The organism is Shewanella basaltis (assembly GCF_023283885.1).
Lineage (GTDB): Bacteria > Pseudomonadota > Gammaproteobacteria > Enterobacterales > Shewanellaceae > Shewanella > Shewanella basaltis.
This window is the reverse complement of sequence record NZ_JAKILA010000026.1, coordinates 43,259-67,513: the sequence shown is the minus strand read 5'-3', so window position 1 is coordinate 67,513 and position 24,255 is coordinate 43,259. Positions and strand designations below refer to the sequence as shown.

Annotated in this window: 20 protein-coding genes; 2 read left to right on the top strand and 18 right to left on the bottom strand. The window is 44.0% G+C overall.

Going from position 1 to position 24,255, the window contains the following annotated elements; translation table 11 throughout:
* Window positions 1-275: 275 nt before the first annotated feature.
* Window positions 276-2,996: a preprotein translocase subunit SecA gene (gene secA / locus L2703_RS16560; protein WP_248972174.1), complete on the bottom strand. Its 2,721-nt coding sequence runs from the start codon at window positions 2,994-2,996 to the stop codon at window positions 276-278.
* Between the two features lie 58 nt (window positions 2,997-3,054).
* Window positions 3,055-3,954, bottom strand: a complete 900-nt coding sequence (locus L2703_RS16555; RefSeq protein WP_248972173.1) for a M23 family metallopeptidase — start codon at window positions 3,952-3,954, stop codon at window positions 3,055-3,057.
* 27 nt (window positions 3,955-3,981) lie between these two features.
* On the opposite strand from L2703_RS16555, the gene L2703_RS16550 reads away from it, so the two are divergent.
* Window positions 3,982-4,434, top strand: coding sequence for a DUF721 domain-containing protein (locus L2703_RS16550; RefSeq protein ID WP_248972172.1), 453 nt, complete (start codon window positions 3,982-3,984; stop codon window positions 4,432-4,434).
* Window positions 4,435-4,437: 3 nt separating this feature from the next.
* On the opposite strand, the gene lpxC is transcribed toward L2703_RS16550, so the two are convergent.
* From lpxC to mraZ, 15 genes are all read right to left on the bottom strand, one after another.
* Window positions 4,438-5,358, bottom strand: coding sequence for a UDP-3-O-acyl-N-acetylglucosamine deacetylase (gene lpxC / locus L2703_RS16545; protein WP_248972171.1), 921 nt, complete (start codon window positions 5,356-5,358; stop codon window positions 4,438-4,440).
* Window positions 5,359-5,569: 211 nt separating this feature from the next.
* The gene (gene ftsZ, locus L2703_RS16540; RefSeq protein ID WP_248972170.1) at window positions 5,570-6,739 is read right to left on the bottom strand and encodes a cell division protein FtsZ; all 1,170 of its coding nucleotides are present in this window, start codon (window positions 6,737-6,739) and stop codon (window positions 5,570-5,572) included.
* Window positions 6,740-6,765: 26 nt separating this feature from the next.
* A complete protein-coding gene (ftsA, locus tag L2703_RS16535) occupies window positions 6,766-8,001 on the bottom strand; it encodes a cell division protein FtsA (RefSeq protein ID WP_248972169.1) in 1,236 nt (411 codons plus the stop codon).
* The gene (locus tag L2703_RS16530; protein ID WP_248972168.1) at window positions 7,998-8,768 is read right to left on the bottom strand and encodes a cell division protein FtsQ/DivIB; all 771 of its coding nucleotides are present in this window, start codon (window positions 8,766-8,768) and stop codon (window positions 7,998-8,000) included. Before L2703_RS16530 ends, ftsA begins: the two co-directional genes overlap by 4 nt.
* A 112-nt stretch (window positions 8,769-8,880) precedes the next feature.
* Entirely contained in the window at window positions 8,881-10,347 is a 1,467-nt protein-coding gene (gene murC, locus L2703_RS16525) for a UDP-N-acetylmuramate--L-alanine ligase (RefSeq protein ID WP_248972167.1), read from the bottom strand.
* A 1-nt stretch (window position 10,348) separates the two neighbouring features.
* The gene (murG, locus tag L2703_RS16520; protein WP_248972166.1) at window positions 10,349-11,452 is read right to left on the bottom strand and encodes an undecaprenyldiphospho-muramoylpentapeptide beta-N-acetylglucosaminyltransferase; all 1,104 of its coding nucleotides are present in this window, start codon (window positions 11,450-11,452) and stop codon (window positions 10,349-10,351) included.
* On the bottom strand, window positions 11,452-12,666 hold the full coding sequence (ftsW, locus tag L2703_RS16515; protein WP_248972165.1) for a cell division protein FtsW: 1,215 nt from the start codon (window positions 12,664-12,666) through the stop codon (window positions 11,452-11,454). Before ftsW ends, murG begins: the two co-directional genes overlap by 1 nt.
* Window positions 12,656-13,978 carry a UDP-N-acetylmuramoyl-L-alanine--D-glutamate ligase gene (gene murD, locus L2703_RS16510; protein WP_248972164.1) on the bottom strand — a complete coding sequence of 441 codons (1,323 nt, stop codon included), beginning with the start codon at window positions 13,976-13,978 and terminating at the stop codon, window positions 12,656-12,658. The genes ftsW and murD overlap by 11 nt, the downstream gene beginning before the upstream one ends.
* 21 nt (window positions 13,979-13,999) lie before the next feature.
* Window positions 14,000-15,082, bottom strand: a complete 1,083-nt coding sequence (mraY, locus tag L2703_RS16505; RefSeq protein ID WP_248972163.1) for a phospho-N-acetylmuramoyl-pentapeptide-transferase — start codon at window positions 15,080-15,082, stop codon at window positions 14,000-14,002.
* Window positions 15,083-16,468 carry a UDP-N-acetylmuramoyl-tripeptide--D-alanyl-D-alanine ligase gene (locus L2703_RS16500; RefSeq protein WP_248972162.1) on the bottom strand — a complete coding sequence of 462 codons (1,386 nt, stop codon included), beginning with the start codon at window positions 16,466-16,468 and terminating at the stop codon, window positions 15,083-15,085.
* On the bottom strand, window positions 16,465-17,958 hold the full coding sequence (gene murE, locus L2703_RS16495; protein WP_248972178.1) for a UDP-N-acetylmuramoyl-L-alanyl-D-glutamate--2,6-diaminopimelate ligase: 1,494 nt from the start codon (window positions 17,956-17,958) through the stop codon (window positions 16,465-16,467). Before murE ends, L2703_RS16500 begins: the two co-directional genes overlap by 4 nt.
* Window positions 17,942-19,690 carry a penicillin-binding transpeptidase domain-containing protein gene (locus tag L2703_RS16490; RefSeq protein WP_248972161.1) on the bottom strand — a complete coding sequence of 583 codons (1,749 nt, stop codon included), beginning with the start codon at window positions 19,688-19,690 and terminating at the stop codon, window positions 17,942-17,944. Before L2703_RS16490 ends, murE begins: the two co-directional genes overlap by 17 nt.
* Window positions 19,691-19,701: 11 nt before the next feature.
* On the bottom strand, window positions 19,702-20,016 hold the full coding sequence (gene ftsL / locus L2703_RS16485) for a cell division protein FtsL (RefSeq protein ID WP_248972160.1): 315 nt from the start codon (window positions 20,014-20,016) through the stop codon (window positions 19,702-19,704).
* A 14-nt stretch (window positions 20,017-20,030) separates the two neighbouring features.
* On the bottom strand, window positions 20,031-20,972 hold the full coding sequence (gene rsmH, locus L2703_RS16480) for a 16S rRNA (cytosine(1402)-N(4))-methyltransferase RsmH (RefSeq protein WP_248972159.1): 942 nt from the start codon (window positions 20,970-20,972) through the stop codon (window positions 20,031-20,033).
* A 25-nt stretch (window positions 20,973-20,997) separates the two neighbouring features.
* Window positions 20,998-21,456 carry a division/cell wall cluster transcriptional repressor MraZ gene (gene mraZ, locus L2703_RS16475; RefSeq protein ID WP_248972158.1) on the bottom strand — a complete coding sequence of 153 codons (459 nt, stop codon included), beginning with the start codon at window positions 21,454-21,456 and terminating at the stop codon, window positions 20,998-21,000.
* 786 nt (window positions 21,457-22,242) lie between these two features.
* Between mraZ and L2703_RS16470 the strand changes: the two genes are divergently transcribed.
* Window positions 22,243-22,563, top strand: a complete 321-nt coding sequence (locus tag L2703_RS16470) for a hypothetical protein (protein ID WP_248972157.1) — start codon at window positions 22,243-22,245, stop codon at window positions 22,561-22,563.
* Between the two features lie 14 nt (window positions 22,564-22,577).
* Here L2703_RS16470 and glpK read toward each other — a convergent pair whose 3' ends face one another.
* Window positions 22,578-24,074: a glycerol kinase GlpK gene (gene glpK, locus L2703_RS16465; protein WP_248972156.1), complete on the bottom strand. Its 1,497-nt coding sequence runs from the start codon at window positions 24,072-24,074 to the stop codon at window positions 22,578-22,580.
* Window positions 24,075-24,255 lie beyond the last annotated feature (181 nt).

Sequence of the window (24,255 nt, the reverse complement as noted above, 5' to 3'; positions counted from 1 at the left end):
AACCTTAGCTGCTTGATAACACTCACCGGTTTTTTGCTTTCGCTGTCTGCCGTGTCAGTGGATGCGCATTATAGGCAGCTTAAGATTTAGTGCAAGCGCTTTTATGCAAAAAAACGATCTTTTTATGATCTTTTATGACTTTGACCAGTTAACTACATGATACACACCATTTACCCCCAATGTTATCCACAATAAGCTTGTTTTACAGCGTTTTGAGTATGGTGTGAAACAAAAAAGCAGCGAAGATTCGCTGCTTTTTATAATGAAATGACTCGTTAACTTAATTTGCCATGGCACTGTTTATATTTTTGCCCAGAACCACATGGACAAGGGTCATTGCGGCCAATCTTTTCACCTTCACGAATAACTGTTTTTGGTGGTTGTGGTATTTGATCGCTGTTGTCTGTTATTGATTCTGCAGCTGCATGCTGATAAGCATGTTGAATCTTTGCTTCTTCTTCGCGACGACGTTGTTCCATTTCATCGACATCTGATTGAGCTTGTACTTGCACTTTCGACAATACGCTAATGACATCATTCTTTAATGATTCAAGCATCTGTTGGAATAACTCGAACGATTCGCGCTTATATTCTTGCTTAGGATTTTTTTGCGCGTAGCCACGTAAATGTATGCCTTGGCGTAAATGATCCATTGCAGCTAGATGTTCTTTCCATAATCCATCTAAGGTTTGTAGCATTACTGCTTTCTCAAATTGGCGTAGGACTTGCGCACCGACCATTTGTTCTTTTGCTTGATAGGCTTCGGTCCATGAAGCAACAATACGTTCGCGTAGTGTTTCTTCGTGTAAGTCTTCTTCTTTATCTAACCATTCTTGAATGGTTAATTTTAGATTAAACTCATTACTTAGACGTTGCTCTAATCCTTCTACATCCCATAACTCTTCAAGTGATTGAGGTGGAATATATTGATCGATAATGCCAGAAATAACATCTTGTTCGATGTTTTTAATGGTGTCTTCAATACTGTCAGCATCCATTAACTCGTTGCGTTGGGCATAAACCACTTGGCGTTGATCATTTGCCACATCGTCATATTCAAGTAGTTGCTTACGAATATCAAAGTTACGTGCTTCTACTTTACGTTGTGCGTTTTCAATAGCACGAGATACCCATGGATGCTCGATTGCTTCGCCTTCTTCCATGCCAAGTTTTTTCATCATTCCTGAAACACGGTCTGATGCAAAAATACGCATCAGGCTGTCTTCCATAGATAAATAGAAACGTGAAGAACCGGCATCGCCCTGACGACCTGAACGACCACGTAACTGGTTATCAATGCGGCGTGATTCGTGACGTTCTGTGCCTAAGATATGTAATCCACCGGCTTCAATCACTTTATCGTGTTGAATTTTCCATTCGCTACGGATCTTAGCGATTTGTTCTTCTGTTGGGTTGGTCAGGTTTTCAATTTCAACTTTCCAGTTTCCACCCAACACGATATCTGTACCACGACCAGCCATGTTGGTTGCAATGGTAACAGCTCCCACTCGACCTGCTTGAGCAACAATTTCAGCTTCTTTCTCATGGAATTTAGCATTCAATACACTGTGCTTGATTTTTGCTTTAGTAAGTAGCGAAGCGAGTAACTCAGACTGTTCGATTGAAACGGTACCCACCAATACTGGTTGACCACGCTCACGGCAACTTTGAATATCTTTAATAATGGCTGCATATTTTTCTGCGGCAGTCAGATAGACCAAATCAGCCATGTCATTACGAATCATTGGACGGTTAGTCGGAACAACAACGGTATCTAGGCCATAGATATGTTGAAATTCAAACGCTTCTGTATCTGCTGTACCTGTCATACCTGCCAGTTTTTCATACTGACGGAAGTAGTTTTGGAAGGTAATAGAGGCTAATGTTTGGTTTTCATTTTGGATATGAACACCTTCTTTGGCTTCTACTGCTTGATGCAAGCCTTCAGACCAACGGCGACCTGGCATAGTACGACCAGTGTGCTCATCAACAATAATGACTTCATCATCTTGTACAATATAGTCGACGTCTTTTTCAAATAAGGTGTGCGCACGTAAAGCGGCATTAACATGGTGTAATAAAGAAATGTTAGTTGCCGAATACAGTGAATCTCCTTCAGCTAACATGCCTTTTTCAATCAGCAACAATTCGACTTTTTCTTGACCACGTTCAGTTAAATGAACTTGCTTGCCTTTTTCATCGATGCTGTAGTCGCCTTCACCAATTTCATCTTCGGTGTCTTCTTTATCTTGGCGAATTAAGCTTGGAATTAACAAGTTAATTTTAGTGTATAGCTCTGAGCTATCTTCTGCAGCACCAGAAATAATTAACGGTGTACGGGCTTCGTCAATTAAGATTGAATCGACTTCGTCAATCAGTGCATAGTGAAGTGGGCGTTGTACGCGTTCTTGTGGCGAAAATGCCATATTGTCACGCAAATAATCAAAGCCAAATTCGTTGTTAGTACCATAGGTAATGTCAGCGTTATACGCTTCTTTCTTTTCAAACTGGCCTAAACCAGCAACGTTAACACCTACGGTTAGACCTAAGAATTCAAATAAAGGACGGTTATTTTCAGCATCACGGCGTGCTAAGTAATCGTTTACAGTAATAATGTGAACACCTTTACCTGTTAAACCATTAAGGTAAGCAGGTAATGTTGCGGTTAAGGTTTTACCTTCACCGGTTCTCATTTCAGCAATACGGTTACTGTCTAATACCATACCACCAAGTAATTGCACATCGAAATGACGCATTTCAAAGACGCGTTTTGATGCTTCACGCACAACAGCAAATGCTTCTGCCATGATATCGTCAAGCGTTTCGCCACCTTCTAGACGTTTACGAAACTCATCTGTTTTCGCTTTTAACTCTTCATCAGACAGCTTTTCATAGTCGGCTTCTAATGCATTAATTTTAGTTACGATTTTTCCAAGGTTTTTCAGGGTACGGTCGTTGCGACTTCCGAATACTTTTGTCAGTAGTTTGCCTAACATCTTAATCACTTATCTGTTGTAGGTTTGGCTCGTGTGAGCCCATTAACCGTTAATATTATTAACTTGCTTTGCGGTAGACGTACTTTTGTGGATCTATTTGTTGTTTACCACGCAACACTTCGTAATGCACATGGGGGCCGGTTGAACGGCCTGTGCTTCCCATACTGGCAATTTTATCGCCTTTGGCAACGACGTCACCTACGTTTACTGACAGAGATTTATTATGACCATATCGAGTGCGAAGACCATTACCATGGTCTATTTCGACTAACTCGCCATACCCAAGCATGTTTCCTGACCATGTTACAACTCCTGCAGCAGTAGCTGTAACATCTGCCCCTTCTTTGCCCGCAAAATCAATGCCTTTGTGCATTGTACGCTTGCCACTAAAAGGGTCATTTCGTAAACCATAGGGCGAAGATAACCAACCTTTATCGATTGGTCGCCCTGATATATAACGTTCTTCATCTATATGGAGATTAGATGCTACTGTTTCAAGTAGGGATAACTGAACATTATTATTATCAATTCTTGATGCCAACTTATTCATTTCATCGATAAGTTGACTTAATTCGACACCATTACCTATTTCGCTTGAACCACCGATGCCCACTTCTGCAGAGAAATCAAATTGATCATCAAGGAGGTTATTTTGCGCAACTTGCTGGCCAAGGGCCTCAAGTCGGGTAATTTTGGCTTGCATCTTAGCCACATGAGCAACTAATGCTGCTATTTGGGTTTCAGTTGCAGTTTTGAGTTGGATCACTTGTTGTGTTTGCTGTTCACGTAATTGTTTATTTTCGTCAACTTTAGCCTGCTGGCTAGCAAAACGGTCAGTGTTGTATTGATATATTCCTGTGCCTGTGGCCATTAGAATAATAGGTAGGAGTAACCATCGTTTGCTCGGTTGCCAACGTGTTACGCCATTTCGACCTTGAATAAAAACTGTTACACTCATAGCCTAATTCAGCCATCTTATTATCATATGAAAAAGCCCCCTCAAGATCTCAGCAATTTGGTCCATTTGTCTGGGAGACTACCTGAACTTGCTGAAAAAGCAGAACTATTAAATAATCTGAATAAATACGTAAAACAGATATTAAATGGTCCTGTAGCAGAGCAGCTAAAAGTTGCTAATCTCCGCCAGGGTGTTCTTGTTATTGACACTACATCTGCAGCGTGGGCTGCAAGGATCAATTTTCAGAAGCAGAAGCTATTACAACAACTTCAAATGGATACGCTTCCGATGCTTACCGCCATTGAGGTTAAGGTGAATCCGGGACTTGCATTAACAAAACCACCGGTTAACACCAATCAAAACGCCATTAGTACAACTGCCGCACAACATATTGAAGCTTTGGCGGAACATGTTGAAGGTACACTAGGCGAAAAACTAAAACGGCTGGCTGCATTAGCCAGCCGTAATAGGCAATCTTAACGTTTAAGCGTGCGCGAGGGCACCCGGTACGATGAAGCTGACGGGAACATCCGCTTCTTTATCAAAGCTCACTAACTCCCATGCATCTTGCTGGGCAAGTAGTGCACGTACGAGTTGGTTGTTTAACGCATGACCGGTTTTATAAGCAATAAATTCGCCAACAATCGCATGACCTGCAACATACAAATCACCAAATGCATCGAGAATTTTGTGCTTAACGAATTCGTCTTCATAACGCAGACCATCAGGGTTTAATACACGATATTCGTCAAGTACAACGGCATTTTCCATGCTGCCACCTAGCGCAAGGTTATTTGCACGTAGGTATTCAATATCACGCATAAAACCAAATGTTCTAGCACGACTAATGTCTTTTACAAACGCTGATGTAGAAAAATCCATCACCATATGTTGCTGACTGCGGGCAATTTCTGGGTGTGCAAAGTCAATTTTAAAATTAACTCTAAAGCCTTTAAATGGCTTTAATTCTGCCCATTTGTCACCGTCTTCAACACGCACAGGTTTGGTAATCTTCAGGTATTTTTTTGGTGCTGCTTGTTCTTTGATCCCTGCGCTTTGCAGTAAAAATACGAACGGACTTGCACTGCCATCCATAATCGGGATTTCTGGAGCATCGACTTCGATAATGGCATTATCAATACCTAAGCCGGCAAGTGCCGCGAACAAATGCTCAATGGTTGATATTCTGATACCAGCATCGTTTACTAGGGCTGTACACATCGTCGTTTCGCGCACCATATCTGCCTTAGCTGGAATGGACACAGCAGGGCTTAGATCGGTACGTTTAAGTACAATCCCTGTATTTACTGGTGCGGGCATAATGCATAGAGTCACTTTGTTGCCAGAATGCAATCCGACTCCAGTGCTCTTCACCATTTTTTGAACAGTTCTTTGAAAAATCATTCAGTTACCCGTAAATATCAATATTAAACAAATAGTTGCAAAAACAGCCTAAGACTATCATGCAGAGCTGGTATGACATGCTACCATAAGTTTGGATTTTCACAAAAAAATCGCAAACTCAGTAGCAAATCCGTGAACCTGCTTACAAAATAATCTTTATTACAACAGCGAACTCATTAATCACGCGAAAACATCACGTTTTATCCGAGTTTTAATCAGCCTGCTTACGTAAAAATGCTGGAATATCGAGATAGTCAGCATCTGGACGTTGAGAAGGTTGTGGCTGTGGTACCGCGTTGCCTTTTGGCGCTGCCGCATAGCTAGTTTGAGGAACAACTTCTTCAACTGGCTCTGGACGAGGCTCAATGGCCACAGGTTCTGGGCGCGAAACTGGCTTAGAAACCAACTGAATGTCTGGCTTTTTCTCTGCGCCAATACCTGTAGCAACAACTGTTACACGTAATTCGTCGCTCATTTCAGGATCGATTACAGCACCAACAACCACTGTTGCGTTGTCTGAGGCGTAAGCTTTAACATGGTTACCCACGGTTTCTAGCTCTTCGATACTGATATCCATACCGGCGGTAATGTTAACCAATACGCCACGTGCACCAGCAAGATCGATGTCTTCAAGTAATGGGCTGGCAACCGCGGCTTCTGCAGCTTCTTCTGCACGATCATCACCGGTTGCAACACCTGTACCCATCATGGCATTACCCATTTCTGACATCACGGTTTTCACGTCAGCAAAGTCGACGTTGATTAAACCTGGACGAGTAATAAGCTCAGCAATACCTTGAACCGCACCAAGTAGCACGTTATTAGCAGCAGCAAAAGCATCAAGTAATGATGTGCCACGGCCAAGTACTTTTAGCAGCTTTTCATTGGGGATTGTAATTAACGAATCCACATGTTTAGCAAGTTCTGCAATACCTAGCTCAGCGTATGCCATACGCTTTTTTCCCTCAAATGGGAAAGGCTTGGTGACTACGGCAACCGTTAAGATACCTTCTTCACGTGCAATTTCAGCGACCACTGGCGCTGCACCAGTACCGGTACCACCACCCATACCTGCTGCGATAAAGATCATATCTGAGCCTTTAATGGCGGCACGGATATTTTCGCGATCTTCCTCTGCTGCTTGACGACCTACGTCTGGATTTGCTCCAGCACCAAGGCCTTTTGTCACATCACGACCAAGCTGGATTGTTGAACCCGCGCCTGATTTACGTAATGCTTGAGCATCTGTATTTGTGACGATAAATTCAACACCTTCGATGCTGTGTTTTACCATATGTTCGACAGCATTTCCGCCGCCGCCACCGACGCCGATGACCTTAATCACCGCTTCGTCTGAATGAGTGTCCATGATCTCAAACATTGTCTGATCTCCGTTTGTCTGCGTTATTAAAATTCACCCTTAAACCAACTTTTGACCCGATTCAAAAAGCTGGTAACCCCTTGACGCTCAGGTCGCTCGAACTGACGTTCGATCACTCGCCTTGCGCCATAATGAAGCAAGCCTATTCCTGTAGAGTAAATAGGTTGATCCACATATTCGTATAATCCTTTTACAGGCAACGGTGCCGCCACACGAACTGGCATACCAAATGTTGCCTCGGCAATGTCTACTGCACCTGATATTGAGGACGTGCCTCCAGTGAGTACAATGCCTGCTGCAATTTGATCTTCTAACCCACTATCTTGCAGCTGCTTAAGCACAAGCTCAAACAATTCTTGATATCTTGGCTCTACTACTTCTGCCAATGTATGTCTGGACATACTGCGCGAAGGACGACCGCCCACCGACGGAACTTCAATACTGTCTTCGCGACTTACCGTTGAACTTCTGGCGCTAGCAAACTGCACTTTAATTTGTTCAGCATGCGTTAACGGTGTTCTAAAAATTTTAGCGATATCACTGGTCACCTGGTTACCGGCAACAGGAATAACTGCACAATGACGCAGTGCGCCGTTGGTGTATACAGCAATATCGGTCGTTCCACCACCAATATCGACGATACAAACACCTAAATCTTTTTCGTCATTGGTTAATACCGAGTCTGCCGACGCAATGCCAGAAAACACGAGATCATCGACTTTTAAACCACAACGCTCTACGCTTTTAGTGATATTTTTTGCCATGTCGTTTGCACAAGTGACGATGTGCGCTTTGGCTTCCATACGCATACCCGACATACCAATTGGGCTTTTAATACCATCTTGTACGTCAATTGAATATTCTTGTGGTAACACATGCAAAATACGGCGCTCTGTTGGTATCTTTACCGAGCGAGCGGTATGGATCACATTATCAACATCTTCTTGTGTCACTTCTTCATCATTAATCGACACCATACCGTTTTCGTTCTGACAAGCAATATGCTTACCAGAAATACTTAAGTACACCGACGACACTTGGCAATCTGCCATTAACTCTGCCTGATCTAAAGCACGTTGTACGCTGCGAACAATAGAGTCGAGATCGTTAACACCGCCTTTATCCATCCCGCGTGACGGATGATTACCTAAACCAATGACACTAATTTCACCATCAGGTAATACTTCACCAATGATCACTGCGACCTTGGATGTCCCTATATCTAGCCCCACAATGAGGTTTCTTTCCTGATTTTTGGTCATTTATTGTCGACTCTCTGTTTTGAATCACCCCAGCCTACAGCAAACCCGGTATCGTAACGTAAATCAACGGTTGCAACTGGTTTATCACTTTGCTTCAACGTTGGATACACATTAATAAAGCGCTGTATCCGTGACATTTTATCTTCTCGCCCTAGTTCAATTTCAATCCCGTTGGCTAATACTGCGTGCCAAGCATGACGGGGGCTTAAACGTAAATTAACTAAGGTAAAGCCATTTATTGTTAATAAATCATTTAACTGCTGAAAACTGGTTAACACTTCTTGCTCAGTGCCTTCTGGGCCAGATAACATGGGTAAGCTTGCATGTTCAGCATGTGCAAGTGCATTAAATACTTCACCATTTACATTCAACCATGCTGTGTTATTCCAATGAGCAACAGCTTGTTGTTCTTGTAAAGTCACCTTAAATTTTGCCGGCCACTCCCGTCTTACTGACGCATGATAAACCCACGGTAGTGCCTCTAATGCTTTTTGCACATCAACAACATCAGCGCTAAAAAAACTACTTTGCATTAATGATTGCAAGGCATTTTTAATTTCTTCATCTGTGGTGTAGAGCCGCTCACCTTTAACCGCAACAGCTTCAATAGGCAAAGCATCTGCGTCGTTAAGCAGGTTATGGAGCTGTATTCCCCCCCAAACAACTGTGCCGAGCACACATAGTAAAAACAGTACACCAGTGCAAAAATACCAATTTACACGTGCTAAATTCTGTTTTAACTGGCGCCCTTTATCGCTCCACGACACCTTAAATCCGCCTCTGACATTGTTCTGGGTAATGCCCCAAAAGATCGGCCATTATATCGACCAATCCCTAAGGATTAAAGCTCGATTTTCACACATAACAATTGATGAAAAATCAAGCATTTCCTTGTTCTTCTTGCTGAGCTTTAAAGCCTAATTCGCTAAGGGCTAATTCTTTCGATAATGCCCCAATATTGCCTGCACCTTGGGTTAAAAATAAATCGCCTTGCTGTAATACATCAGGTAACACGGCAGCCAATTGATCTGGACTTGCTACAAAAATAGGATCTATTTGGCCTCGTAAACGTATTGAGCGGCACAAGGCTCGTCCGTCTGCTCCGGGTATTGCCGCTTCACCCGCTGCATACACATCAAGTAGTAACAAACAATCAACTTGCGATAACACATCAACAAAGTCTTCATATAAGTCACGTGTACGACTGTAACGATGCGGTTGATATGCCATCACTAATCGTTTATCTGGCCAACCGGCACGCGCGGCTTTAATCGTTGCTAGCACTTCACTTGGGTGATGACCATAATCGTCGACCAACATGACGTTACCATTAGGGGTCGCAAATTCACCTAAATGCTGGAAGCGACGGCCAATGCCTTCAAACTCAGCTAATGCTTGTACAATAGCCTCATCGCCAATATCGTCTTCACTGGCTACAGCAATGGCTGCTAACGCATTAAGTACGTTATGTTGTCCAGGTAAATTAAGCACAATATCAACATCATCCTTACCATGGCGCTTAACGGTAAAACTTGATTGATGACCGTTTTGAGCAAAATTAATCGCTTGCACATCGGCATCTTCACTAAACCCATAGGTCACCACTTGGCGACCAATACGCGGCATGATCTCACGGATAACATCATCATCGATACACATAACTGCGACACCATAAAACGGCAAGTTATGTAAAAAATCGACAAACGTGGTTTTTAGCTTTTCAAAGTCGCCACCGTAAGTATCCATGTGGTCGGCTTCAATATTGGTGATCACACTGACCATGGGTTGTAAATGCAAAAAGCTTGCATCACTTTCATCCGCCTCGGCAATCAAATAACGGCTAGTGCCTAAACGGGCGTTGGTGCCAGCGCTGTTTAACAGCCCACCGATAACAAATGTCGGGTCGCGCTCTGCTTGGCCATATACACTGGCAATTAAACTGGTGGTGGTCGTTTTACCGTGTGTGCCAGCAATCGCCACACCATGGCGATAACGCATCAGTTCTGCCAACATTTCTGCGCGGCGAACAATGGGAATGCGTAATTCTTTCGCGGCAATAATTTCAGGGTTTTGCTGATTAATCGCAGTAGATACCACTACCACATCAACTTGCTCAACACTTTGGGCCTGATGACCAATGATGATTTTTGCACCTAAACGCTGCAAACGTTCTGTTACGCTATTAACCGCAATGTCTGAACCGCTAATTTGATAGCCTTCATTGACTAACACTTCGGCAATACCACCCATGCCAGCACCACCGATGCCAACAAAATGAATGCGCTTGATCCGTCTCATTTCAGGGATCATGCTACGAAGTTGTGCGTATCTTTCTGTCTTTGTCATTTCAACCCTTTGTTGCAACTGAGGCGCAAATATCTGCTACTCGTTGAGTAGCGTCTAGCACTGCAACACCTCTTGCTTTACGGCCCATTTGGGCGAGTTCATCTCTATTTTCTGCAAACAATTGCAATTTTTCAGCTAAGTTGTCTGCATTTAAAATCGTTTGTGGTAATAAAAAGCCGGCACCAGCATCAACCAATACTGACGCATTGACGGTTTGGTGATCATCAACGGCGTGGGGGTATGGTACCAAAATGCTTGGAAGTCCAACCGCTGCTAGCTCAGACACGGTTAACGCGCCAGAACGACAAACCACCACATCAGTCCAGCGATAAGCCGCCTCCATGTCATCAATAAACTCGGCCACATTGACAGTGTCTAACTGGCCTAGTTGTTGATAACTGGCTTTTACTGCAGTGTGATTGTTTTTACCCACCTGATGCCACACAGTAATCGAATGTTGCTTGCTTAACTGTGCCACCACCGCTGGCATCACATCATTAAGCACTTTGGCACCTAAACTACCGCCTACAACCAATATTCTTAACGCATCGACTTGTGATGTTTTGGTTTGCGCACCTAATGCAATGAGCTCTTGGCGAATAGGATTGCCCACGACTTCCACATTAGCGACGTCACTGCCAAAGGTATTAGGGAATGCACACAACACCTTTTTGGCGATTTTAGACAACAGTTTATTGGTCATTCCAGGGATGGCATTTTGCTCATGCAATACCACTGGCACTCCAGACAACTTGCCCGCTATGCCACCGGGGCCACTGGCAAAGCCGCCCATGCCTAAAATAACATTAGGCTTAAAATCATTAATCACTGCTTTGGCTTGAATAATCGAACGTATAATTTTAAATGGCGCCGCTAATTTACGGATTAATCCATTACCGCGAACGCCTTTAATATCGATAAATTCAATATCAAAGCCATACTTAGGCACTAAACGCGCCTCCATCCGATCTGCTGTACCTAACCAACGTACTTGCCAGCCTTTTTCAGCTAAATGTTTTGCTACAGCCAGAGCAGGGAACACATGGCCACCCGTTCCGCCAGCCATCACTAAAATACGTGGAGAACGACTTACATTGCTATTCATTAACTTGTTCTCCCTTGCACGGCCTGCACCAAACTCAGTCGGCGTTCGTAATCTATTCTTACCAGTAACATGACCGCGGCTGTCATCACCCATAAACTACTGCCACCGTAACTAATAAACGGCAAAGTAAGTCCTTTTGTGGGTAACATGCCAATGCTCGCACCCACATTCACCACGGTTTGGAAACACACCCAAATGCCAACGCCATAAGCAACATAACTTTCAAATGGACGTTGCATCTTTAAACACAAGTTACCTAATCTAATCGCGCGCATTGCCACAAAAAACAGTGCCAATAACACCATAATGATGCCAATAAAACCGAGCTCTTCGCCAATCACTGCAAAAATAAAATCGGTGTGTGCTTCAGGCAAGTACGCTAACTTCTGAATACTGTTACCAAGTCCTTGGCCAAACCAATCACCGCGGCCGTATGCCATTAATGATTGCGTTAACTGGTAGCCACTACCAAATGGGTCTTCCCATGGGTCCATAAACGAAGTGACGCGTCGCATACGGTAGGGCTCAAATAATACCAAGAGCACAAAGGTAATAACGCCAAGTAAAATTAACGCCATAAAGTCGATAATCCTGGCGCCCGCTAAAAATAATAAACTCACGGTACACACGAACAACACCACCACAGTACCTAAGTCAGGCTGTAACAAAATCAGCAATGCAAACAAACCGTATACACAAATGGGCTTAATAAAACCTTTGCGGTTTTCACGCAGTTCACCATGGCGTCTAACCAAATACCCCGCCATGTATACAATAAAAATAAACTTTGCCATTTCAGCAACTTGAATTCGTATTGGCCCTATCGATAACCAACGCTTTGCGCCGTTTACCGAGGTACCAATAAACAACACGGCAATGAGTAACACCAATACGCCTAACATCAACATACCACTGTTTTTTTCCCAGTAGCTGACATCAAACTTCAACACAAAAAATGCAATAACAACACAACCCACTAAATACAGCACATGCCGGTACATGAAATAAAATGGATCGCCGGTAAGCTTTGTGGCTTCAGGCATCGATGCTGACATCACCATCACAAAGCCAAAACACATCAAACCAATAATGGCTGTTAAAAAACTGCGGTCATACAGTGGCATACCCGGTGCACTGTTGTCCGACAGCAATGACGGTAAAGCCCAATTCAAGCCTTGTTTAAACAGGTTGAGTTGTTGCTCATTACTCGCCATCAGCTAATGACTCCACACATTGTCTAAAATCATCACCACGAGCCATAAAGTTTTTATACATATCTAAACTGGCACACGCTGGTGACAACAATACGATATCACCCGATGATGCTAACTCTGCCGCTTTGGCCACGGCTTCTGCCATACTGGTGACCTGAATAGAGTCCGCCTTTAATTTGGCAATTTTAGGGCCATCACGGCCTAAAGTGATCAACTGCGTAATGTTGGCTAAAGGCTCTGTAAGCGGGCTAAAATCACTGCCTTTGCCATCACCGCCTGCAATTAAATACAAATCACCAAGATGCGAATTCAATCCTTGTAACGCTGCGACAGTCGCGCCAACATTCGTGGCTTTAGAGTCGTTGATGTACGAGACACCTTGTTTAACACCAACTAATTCGCAGCGATGACTTAAACCAACAAAATGCTTCGCCACATCCACCATCGACTCTTTGTCAACCCCGCAGGCATAGGCCAGTGACATTGCCGCAAGCAAGTTAGCATGGTTATGACTACCGATAAGCGACACTTCATTTAAGTTAACAATCTCACTGTCACCATGGAAAATCTTGCCATCACTCAACCCCCAGGCATCACCTTCTGGCACACCGAGACTAAAATGATTTTGATTCATCGGCTCTAATGGGTATGTCAGCTCGTCGTCGAGGTTGTACATCACAAATCGGCTTTGCGGATACAAACGTAACTTGGCTTCGCGATACGAATTCAAATCACTGTAACGGTCCATGTGATCTTCGCTAATATTCAAACAGGTCGCGGCAATACAATTTAACGAATGTGTGGTTTCAAGTTGAAAACTTGATAGCTCAAGCACATAAAACTCGGCATCTTGTGCAAGCAAATCTAAAGCCGGCGTACCAATATTGCCACCAATGGCCACCGACATACCGGCTTTTTGCAGCATTTCATAAACCAGTGTGGTGACTGTCGATTTACCGTTTGAGCCAGTAATACCAACAACACAAGGTTTGCGATCGGCAACTTCGCGAGCAAATAACTCTATGTCACCTATCACTTCAATCCCCATGTCCAGTGCAGCGCGCACTTCTGGTGTATCGATAGGCACACCAGGGCTAATAATAATTTGGCTCGCTTGCACCAAATAACGACAATCAAACCCACCGGCTATTAATTCGATATCAGCAAATTCTTGTACCAGCATCTCAGCCCCTGGAGGATGACGACGGCTGTCCATGACCAAAGGTTTAATGCCTTTAGTTGCCAAAAAACGCACGACTGAAAGCCCTGTAGCTCCCAAGCCTAAAACAATGTGCGTGTACTTAGATTGCATAATATCTACCTTAATAATTGCTTAGCGTAGTTTTAGAGTCGCTAAACCTAAAAGCACTAAAAACAGTGAAATAATCCAAAAGCGCACAATAACCCTCGGCTCTGGCCATCCCTTTAACTCATAATGATGATGAATGGGTGCCATACGGAAAATACGCTGACCGCGCAATTTATATGAACCCACTTGTAAGATCACCGACACGGTTTCCATTACAAATACACCGCCCATAATGACGAGTAAAATTTCTTGGCGCACAAGAATCGCAATCACTCCCAATGCAGCCCCTAACGCCAATGAGCCCACATCACCCATAAACACTTGTGCTGGGTATGTGTTAAACCACAAAAAGCCTAGTCCAGCACCAACCATAGCCGTGCAAACAATTACGAGTTCACCCGCTAACGGTAAATGCGGTAGATGCAAATAACTGGCAAATTGCGCATGACCAGATAAATAAGCAATTAACGCAAACGCTGCTGCCACCATAACCGTTGGCATAATCGCCAAGCCATCTAAACCATCGGTTAAGTTCACCGCATTACTCGCCCCAACAATGGTAAAGTAAGCCAGTAAAATAAACATAAAACCAAGTTGCGGCATCACATCTTTAAAAAACGGCACGACTAACTGTGTTTCACCCGCCATGGTTGATGAAGCATATAAAAATATCGCCACCACGAGGGCCGCAATAGATTGCAAGGCATATTTCCAACGAGCAATAAGGCCTTTAGAGTCTTTTTTGACCACTTTGCGATAGTCATCGATAAAACCAATGACACCAAAACTACCCAAAACAAACAGCGTAACTAATACATAACGATTTGATAAATCCCCCCACAGCAACACACTAATAAAAATGCCTGCTAGGATTAAAATACCGCCCATCGTCGGCGTACCACGCTTACTAAAATGTGACTCAGGGCCATCATTACGCACAACCTGCCCAATTTGTAACATTTGCAGACGCTTGATTAGAATAGGCCCCCACCACAAGCTAAACACTAATGCGGTTAACAAGCCTAAAATAGCCCGAAACGTTACATACGAAAAAACGTTAAACCCGCTATAGAATTGGGTTAAATACTCAGCTAGATAAACCAGCATCTACACTAACTCCCCACGCCCGTAGGCATTCAATAAACTGTCAACAACCCGCTCCATAGCGGCGCTGCGAGAACCTTTAACTAAAATAGTCACATTACCTTCAACCTCTTTAAGGTGTTGTTGTAATGCCACTATCAATGTGTCTTGTGCTGAAAAATGTTCACTACCAAACGCATTGCTGGCATGAGCCGAAAGCTGGCCACAACAATATAAACTGTCTATTGCTGCATTTTTCGCCTGCAATCCAACGCCGGCATGCAAAGGGGCAGCATTGTCGCCTAATTCGCCCAAATCTCCCAGCACTAAACAACGATAACCGTCACGTTGTTGCAACCAATTGATTGCAGCACTCACTGAAGATGGGTTTGCATTGTAACTATCATCAATTAGCAATATGCGCCCTAGGTTGTGAGGTTGCATCCGCCCTTTTACAGGCTGAAGTAACGCAAAACCTTGTGCAATAAGGGTTAGAGGTAGACCAAGCGCTAAACACATAGACGCGGCAGCCAGAGCATTACTCACTTGATGTAATCCAGCCAAGGGTAATTGCACCGCAATTTGTTGTTCGTTATAGGTTAAGGTAAATTGACAGCAGCCATTCGCGTCAGCTTCAATATCAATGGCCTTAACATCTGCATCAACACCTTCCTGACACGAAAAACGTACCTGCTGGTAACCTTGTGAACGTTGCGTCATGTAAGCGGCATATTTATCATCGGCATTGATAATCGCAGTGCCATTTTTAGCTAAATGGTTAAATATTTCAGACTTAGCCTGTGCGACCCCATCTAACGAACCAAACCCTTCTAGATGAGCACTGCCTATGTTATTGACTAATGCGACTTGAGGTTGCACCAAAGAGGATGTGTAATCTATTTCACCACGATGATTAGCACCTAACTCAAACACGCCATATTTATCACCATGAGTTAAGCGCAATAGTGTTAATGGTACGCCTATTTCATTATTAAAATTACCCGCGGTAAATAGCACCTGATGTTGCTGCGACAAAATCGTCGCCACCATTTCCTTGACGCTAGTTTTACCATTAGAGCCAGTTAATGCCACACTAATTGGGTTTACAATTTGACGCACAAGTGAACCAATACTGCCCATGGCTTTTTGAGTGTTGGCCACCACAATTTGTGCAATATCAAACGGTAAAAGATGATCTACCAGTAATGCAGTCGCACCATTATCAATTGCTGTTTTAGCAAAATCATGGCCATCGAAACGCTCGCCTTTTAACGCAACAAATAAGCATTTAGCGTCGATTTTACGGCTATCAGAACTGACTGCCGTAATGTGGAGCTCGGCCCCTTGTTCAACACCGTGTAATGTGCCCTGTAAATGCTCTGCAATTTGCGCTAAAGATAAACTAATCATAATGCGTCCTTTGACAAAGCAAGTGCTAACGCGCGCTCATCATAATCGATACGCTGGCCTGCAACTTCTTGATAGGTTTCATGCCCTTTACCAGCAAGCAGTACAATATCATCTGCTTGTGCTAATGCCACGACACGAGTAATTGCTTCAATACGGTCAACATGTGTCAACACATTGTTGGGCTGATTGATGCCCTGTAAAATATCATTGATAATGGTTTGTGGATCTTCGCTACGCGCATTGTCGCTAGTGATCATCACTTTATCTGCATATTGCTCAGCCGCTTGCGCCATTAATGGACGCTTACCTTTATCGCGATCACCACCACACCCAAACACGCACCATAAAGTACCTTTGCAGTGCACTCGTAATGCTTTTAATGCTTGTTCAATCGCATCAGGCGTGTGGGCATAATCCACAACCAGTGTGGCTTTATTGGCAGCAGAAAAACGCTCCATTCTCCCAGCTACTGGCAGCACATTTGGCATCACCGCAAGCATGGCTGTCATCGACATACCTTGTAAATACAAAGCTGCAATAGCCGCAACAACATTAGATAAATTAAATGCGCCTAATAACGGTGATTCTAGGCTAGCGGATAAACTACCCTGGCCATTTAATGACGGGTAATGCAAAACGGCATTCACGCCAGCATCGTGATAGTGCACATCGGTACAGTAAAAATCGGCACTGGTCTCACCTTGAGTGCTAAACGACTTAATTTGGTGACTGGCTAGCTCTGCAAACCACTTCGCACCGACCGCATCGTCGATATTAAGCAACCCGTGTTTTAAACTAGGAAAATGAAACAAACGTTTTTTAGCTGCGGCGTAAGCGTCCATATCGCCATGATAATCAAGATGATCACGACTTAAATTTGTAAAAATAGCGGTTTCAAACGGTGCCGCCTCAACCCGACCTTGCACCAAACCATGGCTTGACACCTCCATGGCACACACTTTGACTCCTTGAGCATTAAACTCAGCCAATTGGCGCATAACGGTTATCGCATCGGCTGTTGTATTGCCGCTGTCGACCAATTGCCCCCAAATGCCATTACCTAATGTGCCCATCACAGCCGCTGGGTATCCGAGCAACTTAACGATTTGCGCAATAATTTGGCTGACGGAGGTTTTACCATTAGTACCTGTGACGCCAATTAATGCTAAAGAATGGGTATGAGTGGCATAAAATTGAGCGGCTACCGCAGACAATTGGCGAGTCAGTTGGAAAAAATACACTAAAGGCACAGGGTATTGCTGTAAATCCACAACACCATGCTGCTCAGGATTATCAGTATGGATCAAAATCGCAGCCGCACCGGCCTCTACCGCTTGTGGAATATACTCACGCCCATCGACTTTATAACCTGGAAGAGCAACAAACAATCCGCCTTGACTGACGCAGCGACTGTCTAGGGTTAAGTCATTAATTGACTCTGAGCCAGCATAATGAAACCACGGTGCTAATAAATCATTTAATAACATTATTCTGCGCTCCTTGCGCAGTGGCTAAATGAATAGCCTCACGCTCTGAAATTGGCTCAACGTTCAGCATTTGCAATGCACCAGACATAATCTTGGCAAAAGCAGGACCTGCCACATCACCGCCGTAATACTTGTCGCCTTTGGGTTCGTTAATCACCACAGAAATGGCAAGGCGAGGATTATGAACAGGCGCAACGCCGGCAAACAAGCCAACATAATCATCACCATAGCCGCCCGCAACGGCTTTACGGCTAGTACCGGTTTTACCTGCAACCGGATAACCATCAATATGCGCCTTAGTTGCAGTGCCGCCCACTTCAGTTACCCCAACCAGCATTTGCATGACATCTTTAGCAACTTGAGTCGAAATAACTTGCTCACCTTTAGGTGCTTGTTTAAGTTTTAAAATCGATACCGGATATAAAATACCGCCACTGCCTAAAGTCGCGTACATGCGTGCAATTTGCAGAGGCGTCGCGGTAAAACCATAACCAAATGATAAGGTGGCGCGTTCAAAGTCAGACCAGCGATTACGGTCGTGAATTAACCCGGCGCTTTCTCCGGTTAAATTGATGCCCGAATAGTTGCCCAACCCCATAGACTGATAAGTCCCTAAAAGTTGCTGTACTGGCATCGATAGTGCCAACTTACTGATGCCAACGTTACTTGATTTAACCAAAATTTTTGCTAACGACATGTCACCGTAGTTGTTAGAGTCGCGCACTTGACGCCCACCAATACGCATCCAGCCGGGTGAGGTTTGAATAAGCTCATTGGCTTTTACTGTACCGGCTTCTAATGCGGCGGCCACAACAAAAGGCTTAACAGTAGAGCCCGGTTCAAAGGTGTCGGTTAACGCGCGGTTACGCATACGGTGAGTTTGCAGGTTATCACGTGCATTTGGGTTATATGATGGCGTATTGGCCATTGCTAGCACTTCACCAGTATGGACATCGATTACCACAACAGAACCTGAAGTTGCTTGATACATTTCAGTCGCACGTTTAAGTTCACGGTATGCTAACTGCTGAATACGTTGATCGATACTTAGCACTAGGTCATTTGAGCTTTCGCCTTCTTGCACCATATCTAAGCGTTCAACAACACTACCGTCACGGGACTTACGCACTTTTTGTTTTGACGGCGTGCCAGTAAGCCAAGTGTTGTAGGTATTTTCGATACCTTCAATCCCCACGTCATCAATATTAGTAATACCAATAAGTTGAGCAGCAATTTCACCCGCGGGGTAATAACGACGAGACTCAGATTTAAGATAAATCCCGCCAATTTTAAGCTGTTCAATATAATCAGCTACGGCGGGAGTGACTTGACGTTTTAAATAAACAAAACGCTTTTTAGGGTTGCCCTTTACCTTGCGCACCAGTTCATCTACGGGCTCTTGCAATACGTCGGCTAACGCCTGCCAGCGGCGCATGTCTTTAAAGGCATTCTGATCATGAGCATGTTTCGGGTCGGCCCATACCGCACGCACAGGCACACTTACAGCTAACATGTCGCCATTACGATCAGTAATTAACCCTCGTTGTACTTGGCTGCTCGTGGTGCGTAAGGTGCGCATGTCACTCTCGTGACGCAGTTTGTCTGGTTCAATAATCTGAATATATGCCGCACGAGCAATCAAACTAAAAAATAATAACAACACAAATCCCACCACAACGTATAAACGCCATGGGATCAATTCGTGATTTAATTTTCGTTTTGCTTGTCTTGCCATAATCCCTATGCTCACTGAACCCGAATAATGACTTCTTCTTTAGGAAGCGGCCGAGCCATATTCAGTTCTTTTGTTGCCATTCGCGTCACGCGGCTGTGCTCAGACTGCGATTGCTCTTCTAATAATAAATTGCGCCATTCAATATCTAGGCGATCTTGTTCTTGCAGCAACTGATCCCATTGCGAGGTCAATTGCCGAGTAACATGGCTGGTATACACAACCACAATACCATTCGCCATCACTAACGCCCCAAGCAAAACCACCCACTTATGACGCCACAGATCTTGTAACACTATTCGAGGTAAACTTAATGGTGATTGGCTCACATTAACCTCTAAGACTAATAGTCCAGGCGCTCTGCAACTCTTAACACTGAGCTGCGTGCACGTGGGTTTTGTTCAAGTTCAGCTTCTGATGGCTTCAACGCTTTACCAACAGCCTTTAATTTACGCGACTTATTAATTTCTGCTTCGGTGATCGGTAATCCGTGTGGCACACTTTCACCTTGGCTATGTCGACGAATAAAACGTTTTACCATGCGATCTTCTAGCGAATGGAAACTGATCACCGACAAACGGCCTTCTGGCGCCAATACCGTTAATGCTCCTTCGAGTGCTTGGTCTATCTGTTCTAATTCGCTATTAATATAAATTCGAATAGCCTGAAACACTCGCGTTGCTGGGTGCTTATTGCGTTCTTTATTTTTGGTAATACGCGCGATTAAATCGGCTAACTCTTTCGTCCGTAAAAACGGCGTTTTTTCACGATCTGCAGCAATACAGCGGGCAATATGACGAGCGTTTTTCTCTTCGCCATAGGTTTTAAATACCCATGCCATGTCTTCAATTTCAGCACGCGCAATCCATTGTGCAGCCGTTTGCCCCTGGCTGTTGTCCATACGCATGTCTAACGGGCCATCACGTAAAAAACTAAAACCACGTTCTGCATCGTCTAACTGTGGGGACGACACTCCTAAATCGAGTAACACACCATTGATTTTGCCCGTAAGCCCTAGTTCTTCAACATACTGTGCTAACTGCCCAAAACCACCATGAACTATCTGAAAGCGTGAATCGTCGGCAAACTGTTTAGCGGCTTCAATGGCTTGTGGGTCACGATCAATGGCAATTAAGCGCCCATTTTCACCCAAATGGCTTAAAACATGACGTGAATGCCCGCCACGACCAAAGGTGCCATCTATATAGATGCCATCACGTTGGATATTGAGCCCATCAACGGTCTCATTCAGTAATACAGATAAATGGGCAAACTCTTGGCTCATTGGGTTCTTTTAACCTTTTTGGTCACTACAGTGAAAAGTGGGCCAGGCATTCATTGCTGGCTAAATCTTGGCTGTGGATGAGCGTATTACCGTCATCCATTTGTTTCTGCCAAGCTGACTCTTCCCATAATTCAAATTTATTCAGTAAGCCCACCAGCATGGTTTTTTTCTCTAGGCTGGCAAAACTTCGTAAAGCCGGCGGGATCACAATACGTCCGTGGCTGTCTAGTTCACAATCTTGAGCATGACCCAGTAATTTGCGCTTAAAAGAACGCTCAAGTGGAACCGTGTCTGAGAGCAATTTAAGCTTTGCTTCAATTTGCTCCCATTCGTGCAATGGGTAAATCAACAAACAGGCAGATTCAATATCAACAGTGATGATCACAGTACCGGCATGCTCAACACGAAGCGCATCACGGTATCTCGCAGGAATTGCGATCCGTCCTTTAGCGTCCATGTTAATTGCACTGGCCCCCCGAAACACCCTATATCACCCCTTTTGTTAGCATTTGATCCACAATGATCCACTTTTTCCCACAAATGCTAAGTTTAGGGACTCTATGCAAGTGTTGTCAAGGGATGGACAGATATATTAAATCCAGACCCCAAGCGGGTTAGCAGCAAATTGATCTCAAGCAGGAGGAATGACAAAGCTGTCTGTAAAAAACAGCTTAAAATCAGGGTAAATGAGTTAAACCAGACACATAACGGTCATTTTATCGACTAATTTGAGGCGCTAGCGTTGAATTAAAGTGACTAAATTGTGGTAATCGTCCACCTTTTGATTGAATTATTGCCTTAATTAAGGCTTGTTTATGGAACATTAACATCACAAATTGTCGATCTTGATCATTAAATCGTATTTAAAAACACGCCATGCTTCATTTAATGCACCGAATGAAGCTAATGTTATGAGTGGACACACCGCCATCGTACAAACTCAGCGTCAGTAAACAGCCGTTACTTATCCATTAGCACAATGGCTTTAAATATATCCCCAAGCCACATAACTGCGTTGAAGCCAATAACCATGGCAGGCATTTTATCAATTCAACTCACAATCACAGTTAATTTTTCTTAATGCCGCTAAAGACTTACCGCGTAGTCAACCATGCAGAAATGACCTTGATCTTCTTGTAAGTCAATGGTGTGAAATAACGCGTAAGTCAATTGGCAATCTATAACGGCTAAATTTTAATCTTAAGATGCCGATAACAGGGTATAGTGAATAAATATAGCTAGTGGGTTTATCTATACAGGAGGCACTGACATGAGTATCGATAGCATTTATGCCATGTTAGCAAGACCTGTGCGCGCCGTTAGCGAGCGCAGAAGAATTGTTGAGCAAGTGCGAAGCACAAGCGCCATTAGTCCTGACAGTCATGAAGCACCGCAGTCACAACTTCCACCTCATATTCCCCATAAAACGCTAATGGCCAAAAAAGCCCTTGTGCGTAAAGAACGTCGCTCAACATTACGCACCATAGAAGATAAAAAGAATGTCGGTAGTCGACTAAGAAGAATGAATACTGACGAGCGATTTTCCACACGTGGAGAAACGCCGAGTCAGCATATTGATATCGAAGTATAATGAATCAGCCATTATTATGATGGATTACAGTTTGGACTGACTTGCGACACGGCTTGTTTCCAGCCGGCGTATATTTTAGCTCTGTGGTCATGATCCATCGTTGAGATAAATTCACGCTCGGTAGATAACATCGCCTTTAACTCATCGGTAGACTCCCACACACCTACCGCTAAACCAGCTAAAAATGCAGCCCCCATACCTGTGGTTTCGGTGACCAATGGACGGATCACTTTTGCCCCAGTAATATCGGCTTGGAATTGCATTAAAAAGTCATTCGCCACTGCACCGCCGTCAACACGAATTTCGGTTAATGGCACATCTGAGTCTTTGCTCATTGCATCTAAAACATCACGCGATTGGTAGGCAATGGCTTCTAACGCTGCACGTATAATATGATTGCGATTAGCACCACGGGTAAGTCCGATAATGGCACCACGGGCATCGGCATCCCAGTACGGTGCTCCTAATCCAACAAACGCGGGGACCAAATATACACCGTTGGTGTCGTCCACTTTTTCGGCAAAATATTGGGTATCGCAAGCGTCAGCAATTAAGCCTAATTCATCACGCAACCATTGGATCACCGCCCCGCCCATAAAGACCGAACCTTCTAATGCGTAATTTACTTTAGCGTCTGCACCAATAGCCACTGTTGTCAATAAACCATGTGTCGACTCAACGGCTTTCTCGCCAGTATTCATTAATAAAAAGCACCCAGTACCGTAAGTGTTTTTGGCCATGCCAGGTTCAATACACAGCTGGCCAAATAACGCCGACTGTTGATCACCAGCCATACCTGCTACGGGGACATGGTTACCTGCAAGTTCAGTGTAACCGTAAATAGCACAGGAAGGCTTAATCTCTGGCAACATAGCACGAGGAATATCAAACAACTCTAGCAGCTCTTGATCCCATTCTTGGGTATGAATATTGAATAACATAGTGCGAGATGCATTAGTCGGCTCGGTTACATGCACATCACCTTGAGTGAGCTTCCAGACTAACCATGTGTCAACGGTGCCAAATAATAAATCGCCAGCTTCGGCCTGCTCTCTTGCGCCATCAACATTGTCTAGGATCCATTTGATTTTTGAGGCCGAAAAATAGGGATCTAATATCAGCCCTGTTTTTAGACGTACCATTTCTTCAGCACCCTGCGCTTTAAGCTGCTGGCAAATCCCCTGGCTTCGTCTACATTGCCACACCACCGCATTACATATTGGCTTACCTGTGTGTTTGTTCCATACAATGGTCGTTTCGCGTTGGTTAGTAATACCAATGGCAGCTACATCATGGCGGCTAATACCTGCTCGCGTTAACACTTCAACTAATACTGAACTTTGCGATGACCAAATCTCCATCGGGTCATGCTCAACCCACCCCGCTTGAGGATAATGCTGAGTAAACTCGCGATGTGCAACGGCAACAATATTCGCTTGGTGATCAAACACAATCGCACGGGAGCTGGTTGTGCCTTGATCTAACGCGACAATGTATTTTTTAGCAACCATCTGAATTCCTATATCATTTTAATATGATTATTTTTATATGATTTATCTGCTTAATTAGCAAATAGTACATCCTACATCGACACATAAATTTAATGCAAGTAATAGTCTATGTTTGTCATTAATGCACCCTATTAATAGTGACCACTTAGAATGTTTCCAGCCGTTTTTGTTCAAGCGTCGC

Excerpts from the sequence above, each read along its gene's own strand:
- rsmH (WP_248972159.1), bottom strand. The coding sequence starts at position 20,972 with ATGAGCCAAGAGTTTGCCCATTTATCTGTATTACTGAATGAGACCGTT.
- L2703_RS16490 (WP_248972161.1), bottom strand. The coding sequence starts at position 19,690 with ATGGCAAGACAAGCAAAACGAAAATTAAATCACGAATTGATCCCATGG.
- lpxC (WP_248972171.1), bottom strand. The coding sequence starts at position 5,358 with ATGATTTTTCAAAGAACTGTTCAAAAAATGGTGAAGAGCACTGGAGTC.
- ftsW (WP_248972165.1), bottom strand. The coding sequence starts at position 12,666 with ATGGCGAGTAATGAGCAACAACTCAACCTGTTTAAACAAGGCTTGAAT.
- secA (WP_248972174.1), bottom strand. The coding sequence starts at position 2,996 with ATGTTAGGCAAACTACTGACAAAAGTATTCGGAAGTCGCAACGACCGT.
- murG (WP_248972166.1), bottom strand. The coding sequence starts at position 11,452 with ATGAATAGCAATGTAAGTCGTTCTCCACGTATTTTAGTGATGGCTGGC.
- L2703_RS16500 (WP_248972162.1), bottom strand. The coding sequence starts at position 16,468 with ATGATTAGTTTATCTTTAGCGCAAATTGCAGAGCATTTACAGGGCACA.
- ftsZ (WP_248972170.1), bottom strand. The coding sequence starts at position 6,739 with ATGTTTGAGATCATGGACACTCATTCAGACGAAGCGGTGATTAAGGTC.
- L2703_RS16555 (WP_248972173.1), bottom strand. The coding sequence starts at position 3,954 with ATGAGTGTAACAGTTTTTATTCAAGGTCGAAATGGCGTAACACGTTGG.
- murC (WP_248972167.1), bottom strand. The coding sequence starts at position 10,347 with ATGACAAAGACAGAAAGATACGCACAACTTCGTAGCATGATCCCTGAA.
- L2703_RS16550 (WP_248972172.1), top strand. The coding sequence starts at position 3,982 with ATGAAAAAGCCCCCTCAAGATCTCAGCAATTTGGTCCATTTGTCTGGG.
- mraY (WP_248972163.1), bottom strand. The coding sequence starts at position 15,082 with ATGCTGGTTTATCTAGCTGAGTATTTAACCCAATTCTATAGCGGGTTT.
- murD (WP_248972164.1), bottom strand. The coding sequence starts at position 13,978 with ATGCAATCTAAGTACACGCACATTGTTTTAGGCTTGGGAGCTACAGGG.
- L2703_RS16470 (WP_248972157.1), top strand. The coding sequence starts at position 22,243 with ATGAGTATCGATAGCATTTATGCCATGTTAGCAAGACCTGTGCGCGCC.
- glpK (WP_248972156.1), bottom strand. The coding sequence starts at position 24,074 with ATGGTTGCTAAAAAATACATTGTCGCGTTAGATCAAGGCACAACCAGC.
- ftsA (WP_248972169.1), bottom strand. The coding sequence starts at position 8,001 with ATGACCAAAAATCAGGAAAGAAACCTCATTGTGGGGCTAGATATAGGG.